Origin of the sequence: Staphylococcus caprae, from assembly GCF_003966625.1 — a bacterium.
Classification (GTDB): Bacteria; Bacillota; Bacilli; order Staphylococcales; family Staphylococcaceae; genus Staphylococcus; species Staphylococcus caprae.
In genome coordinates this window covers 495659-519500 of sequence record NZ_AP018587.1, presented here as the reverse complement: position 1 = coordinate 519500, position 23842 = coordinate 495659, and the positions used below count along the sequence as shown (strand labels likewise).

Sequence of the window (23842 nt, the reverse complement as noted above, 5' to 3'; positions counted from 1 at the left end):
TTAATTTATTGAAACTATCTTTCGTAAATTTTGAATCTATGAAAAATGTAAACGTTTACTTTTCGTATTTTTAATTCTAACCTCTTTTAATCCATTTTCAAAATGATGTGTTTATACTATTTCTAAAAAAAGTCACATATGTGATATACCCACTTAGCAATGTGTTATTCACTACACAAAATTTTTATATTTTATTGAAAAAGAAAAATAGATTCTAGAAGTTTGAGTTCTAGAATCTAAAGATAAATATAGCATTTTATTCTATCCAACTAATGACATCACCTTTACTTTGACGGACTTTACCGTGCGCGGGCTCTTCAGCTCTATAGCCAAAACCAACCATGACTGAAATACCAAAATGTTCAGTATCAAGAATTCCTTCTTCTGATAAAATTTCAGTAACTTTATCTAAATCGAATCCTTCCATTGGGCATGAATCTACACCTAATAGCGCCGCTGTAGTCATCATATTTCCTAAAGCGATGTATGTTTGTTTACTTGCCCAATCATATAATGTACGCTCATTGTCATTAATATGGAAGTTTGTTTGGAAGTTATCAAATTTTTCCTCTACTGCTGGAATGGTACTTTCTTCATATTCTTTAACGCCTCGGATAAGATTTTGAACATAATCTGAGTGAGATGTTACATTTTTACGTGCAAAAATTAATACAAAGTGACTTGCTGTATCTAATTGCTTCTGAGCACCCCAGCTATATGGTTTTAATTTATCTCTCAATGTTTCACTTTGAACTACTACAAAATGCCAAGGTTCTAAACCTAAAGAACTTGGTGACAATCTACCTGATTCCAATATTGTTTCAAAGTCTTCATCGCTAACCTTTTTAGATGGATCAAATTGTTTCGTTGCATGTCTAAATTCAAACGCATCAATAATCTTTTGATTCATACTGCTCATTTAAATGTTCATCCTCCTACTAATCGATTCTTTTCATAAAGAAAGTATAAATGACTTTTATACACAACAAAAGTAATTGGTTTCTTTCTTAAAAAAGTGACACGTTTATTATTAATGTGAATATTTTCACATTTTTCTTTCTCGACTAATATGTTCTTTCTTGATTTGTGAAAACTTTCACAATATAATAGGTTTGTAAGTTTTAGTCTTACTTAATTATTTTTTATCTAGATAACTTATTGTTATTATTGTTTTTTTATTTTTTTAGAAATGGGGTTATTTTTAATGACAAGAATTATGTTTTTCGGTACACGCGAATATGAGAAAGAAATGGCATTAAATTGGGGTAAAAAAAATAATATTGAAGTGACAACTTCTACTGACCTTTTAAGTAAAGATACTGTAGATCAACTTAAAGACTACGACGGTGTCACTACAATGCAATTTGGTAAATTGGAAGATGAAGTTTACCCTAAATTAGAAGCTTACGGCATCAAACAAATCGCTCAACGTACTGCAGGATTTGATATGTATGATTTAGATCTTGCTAAAAAACATGGTATTGTTATTTCTAACATTCCTAGTTATTCACCTGAGACAATCGCCGAATATTCAGTTTCTATTGCTTTACAACTTGTGCGTAAATTCCCAGCTATTGAAAGACGCGTACAAGATCATAACTTCACTTGGGCTGCACCAATAATGTCTAAACCTGTTAAAAATATGACCGTTGCGATTATTGGTACAGGCCGTATTGGAGCTGCAACTGGTAAAATCTATGCAGGTTTCGGTGCAAAAGTTGTTGGCTACGATGCATATCCAAATGATTCTCTAGATTTCTTAGAGTATAAGGATTCAGTTGAAGAAGCGATTAAAGATGCAGATATTATCTCACTTCACGTTCCTGCTAATAAAGAAAGCTTCCATCTATTTGATAAAGAAATGTTTGCGAAAGTTAAGAAAGGTGCTGTGCTAGTCAATGCTGCTCGTGGCGCTGTCATTAACACACCTGACCTTATCGAAGCTGTAAACAATGGTACTTTATATGGTGCTGCCATCGATACTTATGAAAATGAAGCCGACTACTTCACATTCGATTGGACAAATAAAACAATTGAAGACCAAACATTGTTAGAACTCATTAGACATGAAAACATTTTAGTAACACCTCACATCGCGTTCTTTTCAGACGAAGCAGTACAAAACTTAGTTGAAGGTGGCTTGAACGCAGCATTATCTGTAATTCAAACAGGCACTTGTGATACACGTTTAAATTAATATATTAAAAAAGGTGAGATATAGCGTTAATATCGCTGTCTCACCTTTTCATATGCTTATAAATGCTTTAACACTTTTTCTTCAATCGTAGTTAAAACGCCTTGTTCATCATTTGATGGCGCTACACTATTCGCAATTTCAAAAAGTGAGGCATCACTACTATTGGCCATTACGTAACTGTGTTTGGCTAGTTCTAACATGTCTTTATCATTATTTGCATCACCAAATGCCATTAATTCATCAGATGACATCTCCCACTCATTAAGTAATCGTGTTAATGCTTGTCCTTTTGTCATATTTGGCATAATCACGTCTATACTGTCATGACCACTAGACACAAGTTGAATGGTATCTTTAAAAGTCTCGTTCAATGCTTCATCAACATGAGGATGCGTTTTTCGATTAATATTAAATGCTATCTTCACATAATCATCTTGAGGTAAATCTTGCAATGAATCAATTTCTTCCAACTGATGATAATAAAAATAAGCGTCTTCTTTAAACGTGTCGGAAGTGTTTTTTAAAATATATGCACTTTTTATACCACATACTATTAACTCTTTCATGTTGTGATCAATATTTAGATAATCTACCACATTTTGAAATTCTTTACGATTAAAGCTACGGTAATTATATAATTGATCCCCTTTATAAATGACTGCTCCATTTTCAGAAATAAAAAACATATCTCTAACACCAAAGATTGACTTTAACTTAGCATATTGATTGCCGCTAGCCGCTATAAATTGAATATGGTTCTCCCTTAATTTCTTAAAAATGCGCTCAAAACGTGTTTCATCAAATTGCTTGTTTGAATCTAAAAATGTACCGTCCATATCAACTGCAATTGCACTTATCATATTTCATGCATCCCCTTTATGTGAACAACTTTATCCTCATTATATCTTTGAGATTAAATGTAATGAAGTTCAGGACAAGACACTGAAACTATATTCATCTTTTGAAAGACATTTCATATCATAAAAAAACAAACACACACGTGTGTGAGTCAGACATGTCATTTAGTCAAATGCTTATCATTGCTTCACACCCAACTTGCATGGTTTGCAGAATTTCATAAAAAGCTGAGATACCAAATGATATCCCAGCCTCGTACGTCTCGTTCAACATTAATTTACTTGTGTTGCTACAAATATTTTACGTTTTTCCCAGACACCTGTTTGTTCATTATAATCATCGCAAGTGATTAATGTTAATTGATTCTTCTTACCTTTATGTTCATCTAATACTTTCACTTCTGTAGGATCGACATCATGGATTTTCGTCATTTTATACTTTCTAACTTCGTTACCTACTTTGAAATATACTTTACTCCCTTTCTTAGCAGCCTTTAAATTTGTAAATTGATAATGTGGGCGGTCAGTAAATGTATGACCAGCGATTGCAATGTTTTGTTGATCAAGTGATTCATCACCTTCTGCAAAGCTTACACCTCTATTGAGTTGCTCAGGCGTGGCAGGTCCTGGATATACAGGTTCTTTAATTTCAGCGTCTGGCACTTCAATGTAACCTGCCATTTTAGATTTATCTTTTGGAATTGTAGGCTTTTTATGTTTTGTTGAGACATCCTTTTTTTCATCTTTATCATATTGTTCGATTTTATTATTATTATCTTTATCATGGAAATAATTATCAATATGTGGCTTTGCGAACAAATAAATTGCTAGGATGATTAACAATATGCCTATGAACGTCATTAAATGACTCGTCCATTTTTTCATTTCAGTAACTCCTTTAAATTATATTTCTCAATGAATAAATATGATTTTAAATTTAGTATAGCATTATTTTTCAACACCAACATGAGTGACTTAGTTTAACTTGCTGATAAACATTTTCTTTTTAAACATAATGTAATAAAACTTAACAAGTTATTGATTACTCATGTAAATTGGTTTTTAATGAAAAGAAATATGAAAAGAGGGATGTAAATGATACGATTTGCTAGAAAAGAGGATTTACCTGATATTTTAAATATTTATAACGATGCAATCATTAATACTACTGCTATATACACTTATGATCCTAAAGAATTAGAAGAACGCGTACAGTGGTTTGAAGCGAAGGCAATGGCCGATGAGCCCATATGGGTCTATGTTAAGGATAACCATATTGTAGGATATGCAACATATGGTTCCTTTAGAGATTGGCCTGCGTACCTTTATTCGATTGAACATTCTATATATGTAGATCCCAAATATCGTGGTCAAGGTATCGCTTCACAATTATTAACCACACTCATTCAACACGCTAAAGACAACAATTATCGCACGATTGTAGCTGGTATTGATGCTTCAAATGAAGGAAGTATTCAATTACACAAGAAATTTAATTTCACTCACGCTGGAACAATCACGAATGTAGGATACAAATTTGAAAGATGGTTAGATTTAGCATTTTATCAGCTAGATTTATACAAATAAAAAGAATGAAGTTGAGCTATAATAAACTACTTAGTTCAACTTCATTCTTTATTTCTATTTTCAATAACAAAACGAATATAGTAGAACATAAATACAAGAATCATACTTAGCGATAACGATTTAAATAATAAGTTGACCCATGTTCCCTCCGTAGTTCCCAAATAAGTTATCGTCGTGTTAATGATGAATGCAATAAAGATAAGAAACAATCTTAGCATTGCATCAGCCCCTTTTAAGTTATTTTAGATTGGGGCCCTTGTTTTGTAAAGAAGCGTTTACTGAATTTATTCATTCGCGATTTATAAAGGAGTGCGAGGGACTTATCCTTGTTGATACTAAAAAAGCACTTAAGCTTTGTTTTTTCAAACAAAACCTAAGTGCTTTAAATTTCAATTTATCTTTTATTTATTATTCACCATATTGTCAGCTTCACCGAAAATTTTACGTTTAATTTCTTCGCCAGTTGGTGTACCTGCTAAGCCACCTAAACCAGTTTCACGAAGAGATGCTGGCAAGTTACGGCCAACTCTGTCCATTGCACCAATTACTTCGTCCACTGGAATACGACTTTCTACACCAGCTAATGCAAGGTCTGCTGAAATTAATGCGTTACCTGAACCAATTGCGTTTCTCATTACGCAAGGAATTTCAACTAATCCTGCTACTGGGTCACAAACTAAACCTAATAGGTTACTTATTGCAAGTGCCATCGCATGACCAGATTGTTCTGGTGTACCTTTGAAGATAGCCACTGAAGCTGCAGCTGCCATTGCTGATGCAGAACCTACTTCTGCTTGGCAACCACCTGTTGCACCTGCAACACTTGCATTATTCGCTACAACACGTCCAAATAATGCTGAAGTGAAAAGGAAGTCTACCATTTGATCTTCTGTTAAATCGTGTGTTTTTTCTAGTTTGAAAAGTACGCCGGGAATAGTTCCCGATGAACCAGCTGTAGGTGTAGCACAGATAATACCCATTGCTGCGTTAACTTCATTAGTAGCAACAGCGCCTTTCACAGCCTCAATCATTTCTCGGCCAGATAGCGCATGATTCTTTTCATTGTAGTCACGAAGTTTAGCTGCATCGTGTCCTGTATAACCTGTAACACTTTCTACACCTTCACCTGTTGTTCCTTTTTCAACAGCGTCACGCATAACTTCAAGATTTTGTTTCATGCGTTCACGTACTTCATCGCGTGATATGCCTTCTCTTTCCATTTCTTCGTTGATCATAATATCAGCGAATGTAATGTTATTTTCAACCGAATAATCTATTGTCTCTCTAATTGAATCAAACATTTTAATCCCCCTCTAATTGATATAGGAAACGTTTAAGTCACTGTATTTATCTCTAATTTTATTTAATGTTGATTCTGAGATTGCTTTGTTTAAAGGTAATACGACTAAACAATTATTGTCGCTCGTTTTGACTGTTTCATCACCAAAATCAACTTCCATATCTGTAATATCATTAATTAGGTGATTGACTTGTGCTTTATCTATTTCGCCATCGATTTCTAGCATTGGAAGCCCGTTATTAATTTCCACTTCTAAACCATTCACATTAATACCTTTGAGTTTGATTGTACCACCGCCAATTGAAATACCAATGACTTCAATATGACGACCATCCTTAGTGTCAGCTTTAATATAAGCACAGTTAGGATGTTGCCCAATACTTTCCCCGTCTTCTTCGATAATATCTACATCTATATGATCTTCTTTAGCAATATCTAAAGCTGATTTAATTCGATTATCAAATGTGCTATAGCCCATAGCACCACCTACTACAGCAACGTCTGTTCCATGTCCTTGATGCGTTTTAGCAAATGATTCATAATAATGAATTTCTAAGCTTTTAGGCACATCTCCTAAAACAGCTCGTGCTGAGTTACCTATCTTTACTGCACCAGCAGTATGCGAACTTGATGGTCCCATCATAACTGGTCCAATAATGTCAAAAGCGCTTTGGTAATCATAGCTTTTAGCCATTATTAAACACTCTCCTTAACTCGATTCTTTTTCCCTGGCAATTTAAAACTAATATTCATTAAATCAAATTTCTTGATAAGTGAACTTAGAACAAATGCAAGTACTACACTTACTATACCCACTGCAACAATTGTTATAACTGAAGTTACTGCATTATTAAAACCAAATAATACAATCGCACCTGCGATAGGCGTTGCCATACCTTTTACGTTAATAACTAAGCCGCTAAATGTAACGATACAAGCATTTACAACTCCGATAATTGCATTTGAACCGAAGAGTTGTAATGGATAACGTGCAATTAAATCTATTTGAGTTAATGGTTCAATAAATACTGCGAATGCATTTGTTTTCTTACCAATGTGTAGTCTGCTGAATAAAACTGCATTGGCAAATGAAGCACCTGTACATGTTAAGGCACCGATTGCCATTGGTATACCTGTTAAACCTAATAAACTTGTTAAAACCATTGAACTTAATGGTGTCATACCTGTAACTGGGATAACTAGTCCTAATATAACTGCTAATGCGTATGGATTGTCATTACCTACAGAAGAAATAGCTGAACCAATTTGTTTAAGAACAGCGATGACCCCTGGTGAAATCAGATTTGCTAAACCAAATGTAATTGCTGGAGCCAATAAAATAACAACAATTAAATCTAGTCCTTCTGGAACTTTCTTCTCAATGAATTTAATTCCAAAAGCAACAATATATGCAGCTATGAATGCTGGTAATAATTTCTGATCATGTAATACTAAACCAACGATAACAGCAAATACTGGAGATACGCGTAAGTTTAAACATGTTAGAATACCTACTGCAATTCCGCTTAAACTTCCTGCTAAATCACCAATTTCTTGAAAAAATTTAATATGAAATACGCCACCAATAGCGTAACTTAAAAACGCTTGTGGTAAATATGTTGCACAAGCTGCCCCTGATAAAGCTTGTAAACCTTGTTTACCGTATGGCGCAAAATTTAAGAACAATGTCATAATTATAAGTACAAGTACTAGAGTCCCTACTCCTAGGATTATATTCATTTCCCCAAAACCTTCTTTCTGTTTTTTTAGGCCATAGCTATCGTACACCCTTAAGAAAGCGATTTCAATAATTTTTGTATAATAATTTAGTCCGTATTGTGAAATTATTCACTAATTGCAATTATTATCACTTTAAAAAGTTTAAAATAGAATATATTTTGTTATTTGATTCTATTTAATACATTTTACACCATAACCCAAATAAATGTAAACGCTTTATTTAATTATCCCCTCAAATTTCAAAACATATTAATTATGTCTTATTACAATGTATAAAGTAACTAGTATACAACATTTAGGCGACTTTATTATTTTAACGCTTCAACTCTATTTATGTAACAAATTGCTCACAATTTTTAAGGGCTTCTTGCAAATTTCTTGTGCAATACGCCCTTAAATATGAATGTTTATTTTAAATATAACTTTTTACATCAATATTCATTGAATAAAAAGCAGAATTTTATCTTAACTTCTCTCTTACCTATCACATTATAAATATTTTTGACCATTTGGAGGCCCCCTAACCCGATAACTGCACATTACATTAACCTTTATTTATATTTTTTAGATAGTTTCTCAGCTAAAGTGTGGTTCCTTTGACTTAGTGAATACTCCAGTCTAGTAAGTGTCTCAGGCAATTGAAATATTAATAATAACAATTTACTCATACTCGATAATAGTTCTTTAGAAGAAACGACAGATAGTGACTCTATTTGTTCAATAAAAGGAGCATGTCTACAATGTGCACTAATAAATATTTGTAAAGGAAATATCACCTTACTATTTTTATGAAGGTTAAAAAATGCTTTAATGATGTGGTTTGAATATTTAATTTCTAAAATATTTTCGTGGAGTGAGAATTTTAAGTCACATCTTTTCATTTCAGAGAGTAGCTTTTGTAGTACATATAAAAAGACAGGAGTACTTTCGTTATTTTGTGGTATATTCATTTCTTTTACCAATGTATCTTGATCAAGGGGGAATGGTAATTTTAGTGGTCGTTTCGTTTCTTTTATATTTAATTTTGTCATTCTTGAATAGGCGTTTATCATCTCATGCATTTGATGAGAGGGATAAAATTGAAGAAAATTCAACCTCTCCTCTTCATTCATTTTTAGCGTTTCATCTTTTATTTTGATAAAAATCTCTTCATTTTCCTTGTTAAGATTGTGAGTATGAGTCAGGGGATAGTGTCCGAATTGTATGGCTTTTTGAAGTTGATTTGAAGTAGGAAGTGAAATATCGTGTCGCTCAATCGTTAATAATAAATCAGGATATTCGAGTTCATTCATATATGCAAATCTTCTTGGTGACATGCGATATAAAGACTCACATAATTCTCGTTTTGAAATTAACATTTAATCATCCTCTCGGTGTCTTATTATCGTGCTGCTATATTATTTTCAAAATTATATTTTTATTAAACTTTTTAATTTATTTAATGTCAACGTACATTTTCAAGGAAATATTTATTCTCTTAAGTCGCATCAACAAAAAATCATTTTTGGTCTATTAACTTTTTAAAAGTCTATTTTCTACACGATTTTAATCAACGGTTTTCCATATTTAGCAATCACATAAATCAAAAATTAAAAAACCATCGAATCCTCAAATCCGATGGTTTCCACCCTTTTATTTAGAAATTTTTAATAAATCCTCTGTTAAGTGCTTAGTTTGGTGATAAATTCGTTGATAGATATCATGATATTTTTTATATTGCTGGTGCTTTTCTTTATTAGGTTTAAATATTTCTTCAACTTTTATAAATGATGCCACACATGCTTCTATACTCGCATACCATCCCAATCCATATGCTGCTAACATTGCGGCACCCATACTTGGTCCTTCTTCATGTTTCAATTTCTTAACTTCCATATTGAAAATGTCGGCTTGCAGTTGTAACCAAAACTTACTTTTAGCGCCTCCTCCAATAGATGTAATCGAGTTAATCTCATGTCCCGCTTCTCGCATTAATTTTATAGAGTCATATAGTGAATATGTAATACCTTCAACTACTGCACGTGCAAAATCGGCTTTAGTATGTTGTCCACTTATTCCTATAAAACTCCCTCTAATCTGCGCATCACCATGGGGTGTCCGCTCACCTGCTAAATATGGCGCAAATAATAGCCCATTGGCACCTAGTTTTGATGTTTCTGCATTTTTTAAAATTGTTTCGAAAGAATCATTTTCAAAGAAGGTCTTCTTTAACCAATTTAAACTATAGCCAGCAGCTAATGTGACTCCCATCGCATAATACGTATCTGGAATACTATGATTGAAGAAATGAAGGTTATGATCATAAGCAGTGACATGATTATATTCGACATTTAACACTACGCCAGATGTTCCAACACTACATAAAGCTTCCTTATCATTAATGACTCCAGCGCCTATCGCACCGCAAGCATTATCGCCACCACCTGCATAAACTGCAACATCACTCTCAAACCCAAGTTCTTTCGCAAGCGATGATTTAATATATCCAACACATTCGTGTGAATGAACTAATGGTGGATAGATATCATGAATGTTAAATCGTGCGCCAACTTCTTTCGTCCATTGATTCGTTTGTGGGTTTAAAAGTAATGTACTCGCAGCGTCACTGTATTCCATATGTATTTGATCAGTAAGACAATATCTTAAGTAATCTTTAGGTAGCATAAATACATGCACTTGTTCCCAAATATCAGGTTCGTGCTGTTGAACCCACAACATTTTAGGTAATGTAAAGCCTTCTAAAATAGGATTATAATTGAGTCGCTCTCCGTATATTTCTTTAATTTGGCGACATTGTTCTGAGTTTCTCGTATCATTCCACAGGATTGCTCTTCGTAACGGCTTGCCTTGTTTGTCCAATATGATTAAGCCATGCATTTGTCCTGAAAAAGAAAGACCTTTAACTATCTTATTCTTTAACATTTGGGAGCTTGTTATACGTTGGATGCCACGTTTCGTGGACTCGTACCAATCGTCAGGATTTTGTTCGCTATATCCAGGTTGGTCTTGGAATAATTCTAATGGTTCGCTGACTGTATCTAATACTTCTCCTTGATGATTGACTGCAATAATTTTAATTGCGCTTGTTCCTAAATCAATGCCTAATACAACTTCTTCCATCTTTTGTTCACCTTCTCATTCAAGCAATTATGTATAAGCGTTTTCTTTATATCTCTATCATAAACGCTCTGTCACAGTATGAAAACGTTATATTAAAAAAGTAGGCACATTTGTACCTACTTTTATTGGAATAATTATTACTGATATTGAGCTGTTACTTCTTTGTAGGTTGGGATTGATGCTTGTGCGCCTTTTCGTTGAACAGTAAGAGAAGATGCCTGGTTAGCAAATCGAATCGCATCTTCAAGGTTGCTCAAATCCCTTTCTAATCTGCTCACAAAAGCACCAATAAATGTGTCACCCGCTGCAGTCGTATCAATGGCTTTGACTTGATATGCCGGAACAATGTGAGATTCATGTTGCGTGGCAAAGTACGTACCTTGTTCACCTAGCGTGATAAGTACTGTTGAAATACCGCGCTCAAAGAAGTAATCTCCCGTTTGTTGCATATCGGCTTCATTTTTTATAGAAATTCCAGATAATCGTTCTGCTTCAGTTTCGTTCGGGATAATGATGTCAGTGAGCGAAAGTAGTGAATCTGGCAAATCAATTGCAGGCGCAGGATTAAGTATCGTTGTTACACCATGTGCTTTAGCTATTTTGAACGCTTGTTCAATGGCTTCAATAGGAATTTCTAATTGAGCAACAACAAAATCTGCTTCTCTAATCGCTTGCTCACCATGATTGACATCTTCAGCATTTAAAGTCATGTTCGCTCCACCATAAACCAGAATTGTATTCTGTCCTTCATCAGTCACAGTTATAAATGCTTGTCCTGTTTCTTCATTTTCAGAAGTTAAGATGTAGTCAGTATTGATAGAAGCTTCTTTAAAATCATCGATGATAAAATCTGCGTTTCCTTCTTTACCCACTTTCGTTATAAATGTCGTCTCTGCTTCCAATCGACCAGCAGCAATAGCTTGGTTCGCACCTTTGCCTCCACCAAACTCTTGTTGCGCTTGATCGATATGTAACGTTTCTCCCGGTTTAGGAAAACGTTCGACATTAATAAATTTATCGACATTTGTAGATCCTACGATTACCACTTTATTCTTACTCATTCGAATGGCACCTTCTTTATATATATTATGATTTTTAAATTTTTGAATACTTTAAAACGTTACGTTAGATTCCAGTATAATATTTGAAAAAGGTGTCGTTTCACCTGTTCGTATATTTCCTTTATTCAAAGGCGATTGTAGCATTTCTTTCATTTTAGAATGCGGTATAAATTCAATGATTACATGTTCATTGATTAACTGCTTAATTGCTTTTAATTGTTTCGAATTATGCGTCTTTATCTCTTCGGCTAAATATATTTTTTGAATTTCTACTTCAGTTAGCACATTTTCTAACACATCAATGAAACGAGGCAAACCTTTCGTGACTGCTACGTCTATACGTTTATCATCGTTTGGTATGGGCATACCTGCATCATTAATTGTTAATAAATCATAATGACCTAACGTTGAAATTGCTTGTGAAATATGACTATTTAATACTTCTGTCTTTTTCATAAATATCAATCCTTCACTATATTATTTAATAAATACTGTCACAGATGCTGCGATAAGTATTAAGACTAACCCGACAATGGTAATCATCAATTCTTTTGGCGTTTTCTTTTGATTTAAAAAGAAAATTCCAGTTAATGTAGCTAAAACTACAGATGTTTGTGAAAGTACGAAGCCAGTAGCAAGGCCATTCATATTGGGTTGAGCTGAAATTAAATATGTTAAAGCTGCAAATGCAAAGAAGAAACCAGAGATAATCTGTTTCCAACTTACCGCTTCTTTAAAGGCATTGCCTTTTTGCATATTCATCAATGCATATATTACAGCGACAAGTACCATTCCAATGGCTTGTGGTAAAAATGCTTTTAGCCCACCAATATCAGTTGCTTGTGGTGCTGCTGAATAAACCCAGTAACCAATTTCTCCAATCAGTAATAAAATCACTGCTTTTCTAAGATTCTGACTATATTCTTGTTCACTTTTTTCAGTCCAAACCGTCATTCGTGCACCAATTAAAATGACAATCAGTGCAACAAAACCTACCACTTTATTCGCTACGCCGGGCCAATTTCCTAATGCGAAAACGCCCCATAATGAAGCACCTAATAATTGAAAAGCAGTTGTGATTGGCATTGCTCTAGAAGAACCTACTAACTCGAATGCTTTAAATGTAATGATTTGTCCAAATGCCCATCCTGCACCTGAAATAATTGAAAATACGAGCGCCATTCCTCCAGGTATGCCAATACCTTTTACTAAGGCTAATACAATAGCAAAAATGAGCGTACCCACTGTCGCCCCGAAGATTTGGTTAACTGGACGTCCACCAAATTTAGAGGCAATTGTTGGGAACAGCCCCCAACCTAATAATGGTCCTAATCCTATTAATAACGCTATGAAATCCATAAGCCACCTCTTAGTCATCAAATTTATGTATGTAAAACTTTTACTCAATCATCATACTATTTCTATATTTGACTGTACACGCTTACAAAAGATGTCATAAAAAATTCGCAGATGATTTGAAAATTTGTTTATAAAAGGCTATTTAAGCTTGCAATCAGAAATAAGTCACTTTAAAATTAAATGTTTTTATCAGAGAATTTCATTTCATAAAAAATACACCTTCAAAGTGAATTCAATTTCAACTTTAAAGGTGTATTTCGATACATTATATTCAATTTTAACGGTTACCTACGTCAGAACCTACATCAACCGTTTTTTTGTTCTTATCGTACACCGCACCTTGGACACTACCAAAGTTAGGGTCATTACGTTTTTCTTCAACACCATAGCCGAGACTCTTGAAGATATTAATATCTTCATCGCTCATAGCATTTTCATAGAAGATTGTTCCACCATCATTATAAAATCGTGGTTTATCAATCGATTCTTGAAGTGTACCATTACCATTTAAATAATCCACAATTGTTTCGTCTAATATTGTTGGGATTTTGTTACCACCTGGAGTACCAATACCCATGTAGAAATTAGGTCCTACTACAATTGAAGGTGAAATAAATGATCTTGGTGCTTTATGTGGCTCCCCATAGTTAGGGCTAGATGAATCTTTAGAGAAGTCTCCTAATGAGTTATTCATATAGAATCCTTCTTTCATGAAATCACCTGAACCAAAGTAACTTGAGAGCGTATTTGTTGTACTTGCTAACTTGCCGTTTTTATCGATAACAACAAAGTGAGTCGTACTTGTATTATCAGTTCTAATTTGGTTGAAATCACTACTATTCTCAGTATTACCGCCTACATTAACTTTATTTAATTGGCCTAGTAAATATTCATCAGAAAGACTTTCTTCATTACTTGCCTCTGAACCGTTTACGATATCACGGTTTTGATACATCAAGTCACGTGATTTAATCATAGCAGTGATAAAATTCGTACGGTCTGCATTATTTTGGTTTTCTTTTTCATCTACTTTAAGACCTTGTAATGTTAATGTACCACCTAATGGATTAGAGGCTGAGTAAACTTTGTTATTTTTATATGTAGTGCTAACGGGTTCTTTAGATTCTGTTTTAAAGGTCGTAAAATCTTTTTCAGTCAATTCATTTTTCAACTGTTTAGATACACTTTTACCGACATCTTCATAGAAATAATCTGGACCTTTATCACGAATTTTCTTCAAGGTGTCAGCAAGCTTATCTTGTTTGACAACGTCACCTTCACGAACCGTTTTACTGCCTTTGAAGAAAGGAGAATTACGGTCAATTTTAGATCCATAAATTTTCAAACTACGTTCTAATTCTGAATCTACTTCGAATCCATCTTCTGCTAGAGGAATAACATAGTCGAAGATTTTCTTCTCGTCCATCTTACCTTCTTTTTCATGCATATCATGCATTCCTCTTACAAATCCTGGCGTACCAATTTTGTCACCTTGCTTGAAATTATATGAAGACATTGTTTTGTATTCATATAGTTTAGGCACTTCACCATCTTTACCGTTATATGATAGCGTCGCACCCCCACCACCTAAACCTGAGGAATGAGGTTCAGTGACAGCAAGCGCATACGCAACACCTTCAGCCGCGTCAATGGCATTACCGCCATCTTCAATAATTTTATTACCTACTTTAGTGGCAATAGCGTTATTAGAGGCAACACCATATTTCTTTTGGTTACCAGATTGTTTATGGTTCGCTATTTTATTTTCATACAACGTGTCTTTATCCACTTTCTTTTCAGTCGTAATGAAATAAAAGAGGAATGAAATCACAATCGTTATAACTAAAATGACGCTTAAGGTCACTTTATTATATATATTCATATTTAGCTTGCCCCTTTTGAAAGATATTGCTGTTCTCCAGTTTTTAATTCATCTTGCTCGTATTTATCTAAACCTTCATTTGCTTTGGCAAATGTCACTAATAAAAAGATGACAATGACTAAAACGACAACAACGATTGGCAACCAATGTTTTTTAATATTCAAAAGTATAACCTCCACTATTATCAGATTTTAAGTTAATTGATTTATCTTTGATATTGTTATGGAAACGAATATGATCCATCTTGTTCATATCATCTTTAGAGATTCTACCGTCTTTAGACTGTATTGGAGTGATATGGAATTTGTTATTTTTTCCGTTCCAATCTTGTTGTACAATCATACCTTTTTGATTTTTAGATAAGAAGTCATCTGAAGTTGTATTACCTAAGCTGTAGAAGATAGGTGTTTTCTTGTATTTTTCCACCTTTTGAACTACTGAATTATGACCGATAATGACATCCGCACCAGCATCAGATAATGCGTGTGCATATTGTCTTTGTCTATCCGTCACGTTACGTTCATTAGGAATTCCCCAATCAACATTCACAACGACATAATCATTATTCTCTTTCAATTTTTTAATCAATGGATAAAAAATTTCAGGATCTAAACTAATTGATGTCGTGTTTTTTAAAGGTTTCGTATAATTAGATTCAATATCAGTAAATGATACATTTGCAATTTTCTTACCTTTAATCTCTTGTTGAACGGTTTTACTATTGATTGGGTTTGAACCATTACCTGTTAAGAAGTTATAACCTGCTTGAGATTCTACTCGTCTCATCAACTCTGTCGCTTGAATATTATCAATGGATTGGTTGATGAGGTTCACACTCTTAATATTTTGCTTACGTAAGAACATGATGTTTTCTAAGTTTTTATTAAGTTCTTCTTTTTGATCTTTTGAAAATTCATTAACCAATAGAGAAGCAGTAGAAAAATCACTATTCTTCAAAGTGTCTTGAATACCTGAGAAAACTTCATTGAGATTATTTTGACGAATGTGTTTATTTAACGTAATGTTACCTAAATATGTAATTCGAATACTATTGCCACTTTTAGCATCACTTTTAACAGGATTGACATGTATTGCTTTTATAGCAAATACCAATAAAACTAAAGCTATTAAAAGGACAATCGCCGTGTAAAGCGTGTTTCTTCTTTTATGTCGTTTCGACTGTTTAAGTAACCACTCACTGGGCGATAATCGTTTTTTCTTTTTCATTATTACGCGCTCCTTGTTCGTGATTAGTTGATAAAGCTATATAAGAATAAGATGACATAAGTAATACATGTTAATAACATCGTTGATGATAATGTGATTACGACACCTTGTTTTTGAATTGTATTTGCAATGATACCAGGGATGACAACACCAATACCTGATACTTCTACCATTTCAAATGGTGTCAGAGGATAAAGGAGGTCAAATATAAATTTCAGTACCATACCTGTCAAAATCATGGCAGCGAATTTTCTTCTACCATATAAAATCACCCATTGACTAATACCGTTATTAACAATAAAGAATGTTAAACAACTAATAATTAATACCGATAATAACATTATGGGCTGATCAAAAATTAAAGCTAAATAACCAGGAACAACAAGTCCTGCCGGGTTAATCCCGAATTTCTCAGCAAAAATTAAACTGAGAACTACACCTACGAATAAGGAGAAATATAACTCTGAACCTATCATTTTATTCTATCCCTTCTATGAATTCCGCTATTCTTCCACCCGGGCCGTGGATATTTCCGACACAAAAGACAAGTGCATTTTCAGATTCATGCATAATTCCTTTTTCAATTTCTGAGAATTCTTGCCCTTCGTAATTTAAATATTTCTTTTCTGGCATTTTTTGCATAAGGTTTGAAACCAATTGCGTACTTTTACCAGTACAAATTAATACATCATAATCAACATCTTCTAAGAAATCCTCAACAAATAATTGTGTTCTATCAATTCTATCCGAACGACAATTAAGAATAATGATTTTCTTATTGTATGGATAATTATATGATTCCACCTTGTTCAAAATTGCCTTTGTAGATTTGGGTTCGTTTGCTGCAAAAGCATTAACAAACACATTTTTTGTGTTATTTGCATGGAAATATTTAATACGCACCGCGCCTGGATCCGCTGGGGCATTTAACATACCTTGAAGTGCTGTCTCGTGATCGATACCAACAGCTTCTGCAATACCTAAGACAATGGCAACATTATCAGGGAAGACTAAGTAGTCAAATTTTCTTAAGTATGATTCAGGTATTTCATCTTTATCTACGACGATTAATTCCGAATTCCGCTTTTTAGCTTCTTTCGCAAAGAAATCAGTATATTCATCTTTCATTACAACTAATTTACCGTTGTAAGGAATCGTTGCAGTAAAGGCTTGAGCCACATCTTGAAGTGTAGGACCTAATACGTCCATATGGTCCTCCATAACATTTACGATGACGCCAATATTCGCCTTTACCAAGTCTTTTTGGAACGTTATTTGGTAGTCAGGGTTTACAGCCATACACTCATTAACAAGTGCGTTTGCTTTTTGCTTAACAACCTTACGAATAATATCACGCTGTTCACCGATATTAGCACCTTGAGGTTTCCTAATTACATCGTATTCTTTCTGTGTGAACCAGTACATCATTCTTGCATCTGTTCCTGTCGTTTTACCAATTACTCTGTAATGGTCTTCTCGAAGGATACTGTAAGCCATCCGAGTAATTGTCGATTTCCCACGAATACCATTAATATTAATTCGTATAGGAATTTTATTAAGTCGATTCGCATGACGTCTTTTTTCTTTTATACCGAGCCATAGAATCAACAGGACACACACTATAATGAGAATCAATCCATCTTACCTCGCTTTTCTGTGTAATATTAAATTGTTAATGGAAATGATAAACAACTGATTTTAAATTAATTAACTCACAATCTTTACAAAAATTTAAAACGTTTCCATCAAGTTAAAGTCTAAAGAAAAATTTAATCAAAAGTCAATATAATATATATAATTCATCTAAATTTGTTACAAATTTTTTATTCTCTAACTAATAGTAGACTATCATGTAGGTATTGACTCAGTTTTAACTCCTTTAATGCAAGATTAAGATAATGTAAAGAAATGTAAATTTTTATGCATGTTTTCTATGGTTTTTGCTTATTAAATATTAATTTTCGTATTTAAATTGTACAAATCTTAAATTTTCATCATTATTTTTTGTAAAGTAATAAGAACTTTACTTTGAATTTACATTAGATTAAAGATTAGATGTTAAGTTGAATATGAAAGTTACTACGACCTTAGGAGGATATGGATGGATAAACCAGTAAAACTCGCTGTTGGCATCTATCTTGCAATCATTTTAGTCATTTGTAGTTGTTATCTTGCTTTTATACTAATCGGTAGTTTACAAGGTAAAGATATGAGTAACTCTGTGTTAGATAGTGATCACTCTCGTATCAACAACACATCTAGAAATAGTGATGAAGACGTAAGTTCAACATCAAGTAGCTCAGATTCATCTCATTCACATTCATTCACGAATACTAATTACCAAATGGTAGATTCAAATAAATCTCAAACAAATAATCACACTCAAAAAAATGCGAATTCAAGTTATCAGGTATATTGATAACTGAATTCGCATATTTATTAGTGTAATAATTGAAATTGTTTAGGTGTCACGTGATACTTTTCTTTAAAGACTTGTATAAAATAACTTGTAGTTGAAAAACCATAACCCATAGCAACTTCAGTGACATTGTTAGAAGTAAGCGTGAGTTGCTTTGCGGCCTTTTCCAAACGATAGTGGAGTAAATATTGAAAAGGCGTGAGACCTACATATTTTTTAAACAACTTAATCGTTTCAGAATTGCTGATTTTCGATATTTCACTTAAGTCACGCATACCTATTTTATGTTCATAGTGCTCTTGAATATAATTAATGCAGTCTTTGACTCTTGGGTCGAAGAAATAATCATTAATACTCTGGTCTCGATCAATGAGTGTGATCAGTTGTTTTAAACATAAATAATACTCACTTAAAATATTGAGTTGATAGTGCGCTCCCCTCTCTTCAAATAATCCCCCCACGTGTTTAACCTTTTCAATTAAAATTCTCTCATCTTGAATTTTTGTAGTTAATTTCATAAAAGGCTGAAAGTCTATTTGATTTATAATTTCATTTACATATTTAAAATTGACATAATCAGTTGCATCGGGTAACCCGATATTCCAACAATAAAATGACGCATCCTCTTCTTTATCTTCGATTTCATGTACGATATTCGTATTGATAAAAAATCCTTCATTCTCCTTCAATATGACATTTTGTCCAGCAATTTTAATATTGATCTTTCCGTGTGTCACAACCATCAATTGCAAATCATTATGCCAGTGTAACGGTATATAACCTAAAATCGTTTGATTAAGTTTTGTATGTAAGATTACATGTTGCCATAATACATCTGGATATTGAATGACTTCTTCTAAATTGTCTTTCAACTTAATATTTATTGTCATGGTTAACAACCTCAATATATTGATACTTTTTATCGAAATAGATATATATTTTTTATTATATACCATATATGATGTGATTAATCATCTATTTGGAGGTGGCAATTTGCTAAGTCACACGGAATCTAGAATAAAAGGTATTTTCTTTGCAGTGATAGGCGCAAGTTTATGGGGCTTAGGCGGCACTGTTTCCGACTATTTATTTAAATATGAAGGCATTCAAATAGACTGGTACGTGACTGCGCGCTTAATCATCAGCGGGTTATTTTTATTAATGATATTTAAGATTATGAATCCTAAACAGTCTGTATTTATTATTTTTAAGCACCTCTCCCATATAGTGACTCTACTTATTTATAGCTTATTTGGGATGTTAATTGTTCAATATGCCTATATGTCTTCAATCAATACTGGTAACGCAGCTGTTGCCACACTACTTCAATATATTGCGCCTGTTTATATCATATTGTGGTTTGTATTTAGAGGAAAAGAGCGGTTAAAAATATTTGATGTCTTGGCAATGATTTTAACACTTGTTGGTACTTTCTTACTGCTAACGAATGGTTCTGTATCGAAGTTAGTCGTTGCACCTTCAAGTTTATTTTGGGGCATTTTAGCTGGACTTGCTTTAGCATTTTATACTATTTATGCGAATCAATTATTGAATAAATATGCATCTATTCTCGTTGTCGGATGGGCAATGATTATTTCTGGCCTTGTGATGAATCTACGTCATCCCATTTGGCACGCTCATTTTTCACAATGGCATAGTTCTACTATCACGTTTTTAATTTTTGGTATTATTGGAGGCACTGCATTAGCCTTTTATCTTTTTATTGATAGTTTGAAATACCTTTCAGCGAAAGAAACGACATTGTTTGGAACAATCGAACCTGTCGTAGCCGTTCTCGCCAGTAGTCTTTGGCTAAATATCACATTTAAACCCCTACAAATTTTAGGAATGCTATTGATTATGTTACTCATTCTCATCCTTTCTTTGAAAAAGCAACCCGAAGGTACATAATGAGCCACATACACATTCATAGTCAGTCATAATTATATATGTAAAAGCTCACAAGAAACATATTCAAATGTCTATTGTGAGCTTTTCTTTATCATTTGTCTTTATTAATAATACTTTTCAGTTGTTCTAAGAAACGTTGGCGTTCAGGTATTGGGAATATCGGATAAATATGAAACAGATTATACCCTTGAATAAACTCGTGACTGATACCTTTTTCATTCAACATATGAGAAAGTTTTACTGCATCAGGGTACAACGTTTCTTTCGTACCAATTGCAATTGTAATATGCCCTAAACCGTCTAAATCTCCATTGATTGGAGAGATTTTATAATCATCTAGCGACGTGTTACCAGCCCATAACTCTACTAAATATTTACTTCCTTCTATACCTAACATTGGGTCTTCTTTTTCATATTTTTGAGCTTCAGGATTGCTAAATGTCGCATCTAATACCGGTGAAATTAATACAATATGACTAGGTTGTGGCATGTTATCTTTTTTAAGTTTCTGAGCAAAGGCCAACGCAATTTGACCACCTGCTGAATCTCCCATGATCGTCATTTGGTTTGGATCATCTACTTTATTAAGTAAATGAGGATAAAGTTTGTTTAATAATTCAAATGTTGTACGATAATCTCTGTGCGGAACTTTTGGATAAATAGGCATGACAACTTTTGCATCTAAAGTATCTGCCATTAAATCAATATATTCAAAGTGAGAATCTAAAGGATCTTGAAACCATGCCCCACCATGAATGTACAGAATCGTACGTTGATCACGATTGCCTTTGTCATTGATGATATAAACTAATGAACCATAATAGTCCTTAATTTGGACTTTATGTCTAAATTCATAATCTGTACCATTATACTTTCCAGCCGTCACATGTTTGGTTTCCTCTAAAGCAGCTTTGGCATCTTCAACATTTTCAAATGTCTTCTTCATTCCTGACATACGTATCATTTTTTCCTGTAAAAAGCTCTTATAGCTTCTTTTTTCTTTTACTCTTGCGAATAAAATTGTGCCCATAATCGTAGAACCTATAATAGTAACTAATTTTTTAAACATGAGCTTTCTACCTCCTCGTTTTCTATTTAATTTAATTTTAAATCAAAAATAGAAAAACGTTGAGCAATTGGCTTCATCTTAAATCTGTTTGGCTATTTAAGATTGATAAAGCCATTACCTAATACGTCACGTACATCGTGGATGACGAGAAAGGCGCTCTCATCATAAGAATTGACGATTTTTTTCACTGTACCAATTTGACTTTGAGAGACCACCGCATATAGGACATCTGTGTTATTTTGTTGATAAGCGCCTTTACCACTAAGCAATGTGGCGCCTCTTCCAGTTGCTTGGAAAATGTCAGAGCTAATTTCTCTATTGTATTTTGAAATCACGGTTACAGCCTTTTTAGGATTGAAACCTTCAACTACAAATGCCATTGCTTTTTCCACTATGAAAAGCATGACTATCGTATAGAGTACATTTGTAACTGGCAATACAAGAAGGAAAGATAACACAACTAAAGCATCTAGTATCAATAATGCTTGAGAGGTTTTAACTTCAGAATATTTACTGATAATTCTCGCGATGACAGAAGTACCGCCTAATGTGCTTTGTGCAGCAATCACTAGGCCTGAACCAATTCCTATAAGTAGACCGGCGAATACAGAATTAATAAAGTTTTCATGAATACCTAGTCCAAAATGTTCTGTTAAATCAAGAAAGATAGAACTTGCTGTGATCGTTATCGCTGTATAAATAGCTGTTGTACGACTTAAAAATTTCCAACCCACAACAATGAGTATGGCATTAATGATGAATGAACTAAGCGCAGGTGAAATTCCTAATGTATAGTTTAAAATAAGTGAAAGTCCGATAGCGCCACCCTCACCTAAATTACCAGGAATAACAAACATATTAACGCCAAGCGCTATAATAAGCGTACCGAGTAGACAGAATATAATATTTTTCAAGTGTTCTTGACGACGTTTTTTCTCCATTTGAGCCTCCTCCATGTCAACTAAGATTTTATTTGTTTGATTTTTTTTATTCTTGAAAAGTCACACGTATTTAATAGTAACACGAAGTATTTGACTGCCCAATCAATTAGGGTTGAGAGCAGCTTCATATAAGCGCACTTTCACCTCATACATATACTACCAACACGTCAAACAAGGCTGAGATAAACAATAATATCCCAGCCTCGTATTATAAGAAGTGAAGTCTACTCTTACGACTCCCTATACTTATTTTTATTCAATTGCGTCGTACATTAATTGAAGTTGATGTTCAAAGGTTTGCATATCAATAAAACGACCTTGCCTATGCATCTCTTTACCATTCATAAAAATCAAGTCAACAGGAACTGTGAAAATAGAAAGTTCCCCTGCAATATCTTGAACTTGCGATTGGTTAATAACCCCTAATTTTGCATGCGGATATTCATTTAACAAATCTTGAATTTGAGGGAGTACTGCATGGCAAACACTACAATGCTCTCTCATGACATGAATGACCACAAGAGGATACGTTTGAATCAGTTGATGAAATTCTTCTATGCTTTGTATGTTTTGAACCATGGTAAACACCTTCAATCCTATAAATTTATTAACTATAGTAGTACGAGTTACTTTTATCTCTTACTGAATTTATTCGCTTTTTAGAATATCTTGAAATACTTGTGGCATTTTTGTAATTTTTTGTTGCTCAAGATGATAGAATCCACCCATTTGAGATCCTACGCAATGAATTTTGTCACCTGAAGAAATTTCAAATTTAAAGATCCATTTCAATTTACTCGCTTGCACTAACCAACAACGACCGATGGGACGATCATGTATCGTAACAGGCACTTTATACTCTATTTCAGTCTTCATCAATATTGGAGAGATGTGATTTTTCAACATCTCTGAATAATTCATATGTTGATTGATAAATACTGTTCGTAAATCTTCAAACCATCTGACATACACAATGTTACTGACAATCCCCATTGCATCAATATCATAATTATTCACTTCTATTTCTTTCTCAGCTACTAATTTACCTTCTTCACTCATGATGATTACTCCTTATCTATATATTCACTTCTATTTTAAATGTTTAGATATTTATTTTCATTAAAAGTGCTAACGAAATGTTTATGACATCATTTGAAGAAGCTTTGTCATAA

General features: G+C 33.5%; 26 protein-coding genes. 4 read left to right on the top strand and 22 right to left on the bottom strand.

The window, feature by feature from the left end; translation table 11 throughout:
* Positions 1-256 precede the first annotated feature (256 nt).
* The gene (locus JMUB898_RS02305) at positions 257-919 is read right to left on the bottom strand and encodes an NAD(P)H-dependent oxidoreductase (protein WP_002444274.1); all 663 of its coding nucleotides are present in this window, start codon (positions 917-919) and stop codon (positions 257-259) included.
* Positions 920-1204: 285 nt separating this feature from the next.
* On the opposite strand from JMUB898_RS02305, the gene JMUB898_RS02300 reads away from it, so the two are divergent.
* Positions 1205-2197: a D-lactate dehydrogenase gene (locus JMUB898_RS02300; RefSeq protein ID WP_002444275.1), complete on the top strand. Its 993-nt coding sequence runs from the start codon at positions 1205-1207 to the stop codon at positions 2195-2197.
* Positions 2198-2253: 56 nt separating this feature from the next.
* Here JMUB898_RS02300 and JMUB898_RS02295 read toward each other — a convergent pair whose 3' ends face one another.
* Positions 2254-3057 carry a Cof-type HAD-IIB family hydrolase gene (locus JMUB898_RS02295; RefSeq protein ID WP_002444276.1) on the bottom strand — a complete coding sequence of 268 codons (804 nt, stop codon included), beginning with the start codon at positions 3055-3057 and terminating at the stop codon, positions 2254-2256.
* Positions 3058-3327: 270 nt separating this feature from the next.
* On the bottom strand, positions 3328-3939 hold the full coding sequence (gene srtA, locus JMUB898_RS02290; RefSeq protein ID WP_002444277.1) for a class A sortase SrtA: 612 nt from the start codon (positions 3937-3939) through the stop codon (positions 3328-3330).
* Between the two features lie 210 nt (positions 3940-4149).
* On the opposite strand from srtA, the gene JMUB898_RS02285 reads away from it, so the two are divergent.
* Positions 4150-4641, top strand: a complete 492-nt coding sequence (locus JMUB898_RS02285) for a GNAT family N-acetyltransferase (protein WP_002444278.1) — start codon at positions 4150-4152, stop codon at positions 4639-4641.
* A gap of 41 nt (positions 4642-4682) precedes the next feature.
* On the opposite strand, the gene JMUB898_RS02280 is transcribed toward JMUB898_RS02285, so the two are convergent.
* The 14 genes from JMUB898_RS02280 to pgsB form a co-directional block, all read right to left on the bottom strand.
* Positions 4683-4859 (bottom strand): hypothetical protein, encoded by a 177-nt coding sequence (locus JMUB898_RS02280; RefSeq protein WP_002444280.1) that lies wholly within the window; start codon positions 4857-4859, stop codon positions 4683-4685.
* Positions 4860-5042: 183 nt separating this feature from the next.
* Positions 5043-5942 (bottom strand): L-serine ammonia-lyase, iron-sulfur-dependent, subunit alpha, encoded by a 900-nt coding sequence (gene sdaAA, locus JMUB898_RS02275; protein WP_002444283.1) that lies wholly within the window; start codon positions 5940-5942, stop codon positions 5043-5045.
* Between the two features lie 12 nt (positions 5943-5954).
* On the bottom strand, positions 5955-6635 hold the full coding sequence (gene sdaAB, locus JMUB898_RS02270) for an L-serine ammonia-lyase, iron-sulfur-dependent subunit beta (protein WP_002444284.1): 681 nt from the start codon (positions 6633-6635) through the stop codon (positions 5955-5957).
* A gap of 2 nt (positions 6636-6637) precedes the next feature.
* The gene (locus tag JMUB898_RS02265) at positions 6638-7681 is read right to left on the bottom strand and encodes a PTS sugar transporter subunit IIC (protein WP_037541661.1); all 1044 of its coding nucleotides are present in this window, start codon (positions 7679-7681) and stop codon (positions 6638-6640) included.
* A gap of 551 nt (positions 7682-8232) precedes the next feature.
* Positions 8233-9039 (bottom strand): hypothetical protein, encoded by an 807-nt coding sequence (locus JMUB898_RS02260; protein ID WP_126501894.1) that lies wholly within the window; start codon positions 9037-9039, stop codon positions 8233-8235.
* A 274-nt stretch (positions 9040-9313) separates the two neighbouring features.
* Positions 9314-10801: a xylulokinase gene (gene xylB / locus JMUB898_RS02255; protein WP_002444287.1), complete on the bottom strand. Its 1488-nt coding sequence runs from the start codon at positions 10799-10801 to the stop codon at positions 9314-9316.
* Positions 10802-10938: 137 nt separating this feature from the next.
* Positions 10939-11862: a ribokinase gene (rbsK, locus tag JMUB898_RS02250; RefSeq protein ID WP_002444288.1), complete on the bottom strand. Its 924-nt coding sequence runs from the start codon at positions 11860-11862 to the stop codon at positions 10939-10941.
* Between the two features lie 51 nt (positions 11863-11913).
* A complete protein-coding gene (rbsD, locus tag JMUB898_RS02245; protein ID WP_002444289.1) occupies positions 11914-12318 on the bottom strand; it encodes a D-ribose pyranase in 405 nt (134 codons plus the stop codon).
* 21 nt (positions 12319-12339) lie between these two features.
* The gene (gene rbsU, locus JMUB898_RS02240; protein WP_037541662.1) at positions 12340-13221 is read right to left on the bottom strand and encodes a ribose/proton symporter RbsU; all 882 of its coding nucleotides are present in this window, start codon (positions 13219-13221) and stop codon (positions 12340-12342) included.
* Between the two features lie 277 nt (positions 13222-13498).
* A complete protein-coding gene (locus JMUB898_RS02235; RefSeq protein WP_002444292.1) occupies positions 13499-15103 on the bottom strand; it encodes a gamma-glutamyltransferase in 1605 nt (534 codons plus the stop codon).
* A gap of 2 nt (positions 15104-15105) precedes the next feature.
* Positions 15106-15267, bottom strand: coding sequence for a hypothetical protein (locus tag JMUB898_RS02230; RefSeq protein WP_002444294.1), 162 nt, complete (start codon positions 15265-15267; stop codon positions 15106-15108).
* On the bottom strand, positions 15257-16330 hold the full coding sequence (locus tag JMUB898_RS02225; protein ID WP_002444296.1) for a CapA family protein: 1074 nt from the start codon (positions 16328-16330) through the stop codon (positions 15257-15259). The genes JMUB898_RS02230 and JMUB898_RS02225 overlap by 11 nt, the downstream gene beginning before the upstream one ends.
* Before the next feature lie 23 nt (positions 16331-16353).
* Positions 16354-16806, bottom strand: a complete 453-nt coding sequence (pgsC, locus tag JMUB898_RS02220) for a poly-gamma-glutamate biosynthesis protein PgsC (protein ID WP_002444299.1) — start codon at positions 16804-16806, stop codon at positions 16354-16356.
* A gap of 1 nt (position 16807) precedes the next feature.
* Positions 16808-17965: a poly-gamma-glutamate synthase PgsB gene (pgsB, locus tag JMUB898_RS02215; protein ID WP_037541665.1), complete on the bottom strand. Its 1158-nt coding sequence runs from the start codon at positions 17963-17965 to the stop codon at positions 16808-16810.
* 466 nt (positions 17966-18431) lie between these two features.
* Here pgsB and JMUB898_RS02210 point away from each other — a divergent pair, with 466 nt between their 5' ends.
* Positions 18432-18749, top strand: coding sequence for a hypothetical protein (locus JMUB898_RS02210; RefSeq protein WP_002444303.1), 318 nt, complete (start codon positions 18432-18434; stop codon positions 18747-18749).
* 20 nt (positions 18750-18769) lie between these two features.
* On the opposite strand, the gene JMUB898_RS02205 is transcribed toward JMUB898_RS02210, so the two are convergent.
* Complete coding sequence (locus JMUB898_RS02205) at positions 18770-19639, bottom strand: AraC family transcriptional regulator (RefSeq protein WP_037541666.1); 870 nt, start codon at positions 19637-19639, stop codon at positions 18770-18772.
* Positions 19640-19658: 19 nt separating this feature from the next.
* Between JMUB898_RS02205 and JMUB898_RS02200 the strand changes: the two genes are divergently transcribed.
* Positions 19659-20660 (top strand): EamA family transporter, encoded by a 1002-nt coding sequence (locus JMUB898_RS02200; RefSeq protein ID WP_002444307.1) that lies wholly within the window; start codon positions 19659-19661, stop codon positions 20658-20660.
* Between the two features lie 91 nt (positions 20661-20751).
* On the opposite strand, the gene JMUB898_RS02195 is transcribed toward JMUB898_RS02200, so the two are convergent.
* The 4 genes from JMUB898_RS02195 to JMUB898_RS02180 all read right to left on the bottom strand — a co-directional run bounded on the left by JMUB898_RS02195 (position 20752) and on the right by JMUB898_RS02180 (position 23729).
* The gene (locus JMUB898_RS02195) at positions 20752-21729 is read right to left on the bottom strand and encodes an alpha/beta hydrolase fold domain-containing protein (protein WP_002444308.1); all 978 of its coding nucleotides are present in this window, start codon (positions 21727-21729) and stop codon (positions 20752-20754) included.
* Positions 21730-21821: 92 nt separating this feature from the next.
* Complete coding sequence (locus JMUB898_RS02190; RefSeq protein WP_037541670.1) at positions 21822-22670, bottom strand: YitT family protein; 849 nt, start codon at positions 22668-22670, stop codon at positions 21822-21824.
* Positions 22671-22922: 252 nt separating this feature from the next.
* The gene (locus JMUB898_RS02185; protein WP_002444312.1) at positions 22923-23249 is read right to left on the bottom strand and encodes a thioredoxin family protein; all 327 of its coding nucleotides are present in this window, start codon (positions 23247-23249) and stop codon (positions 22923-22925) included.
* Positions 23250-23318: 69 nt separating this feature from the next.
* Positions 23319-23729 carry an acyl-CoA thioesterase gene (locus JMUB898_RS02180; RefSeq protein ID WP_002444314.1) on the bottom strand — a complete coding sequence of 137 codons (411 nt, stop codon included), beginning with the start codon at positions 23727-23729 and terminating at the stop codon, positions 23319-23321.
* Between the last annotated feature and the right edge of the window lie 113 nt (positions 23730-23842).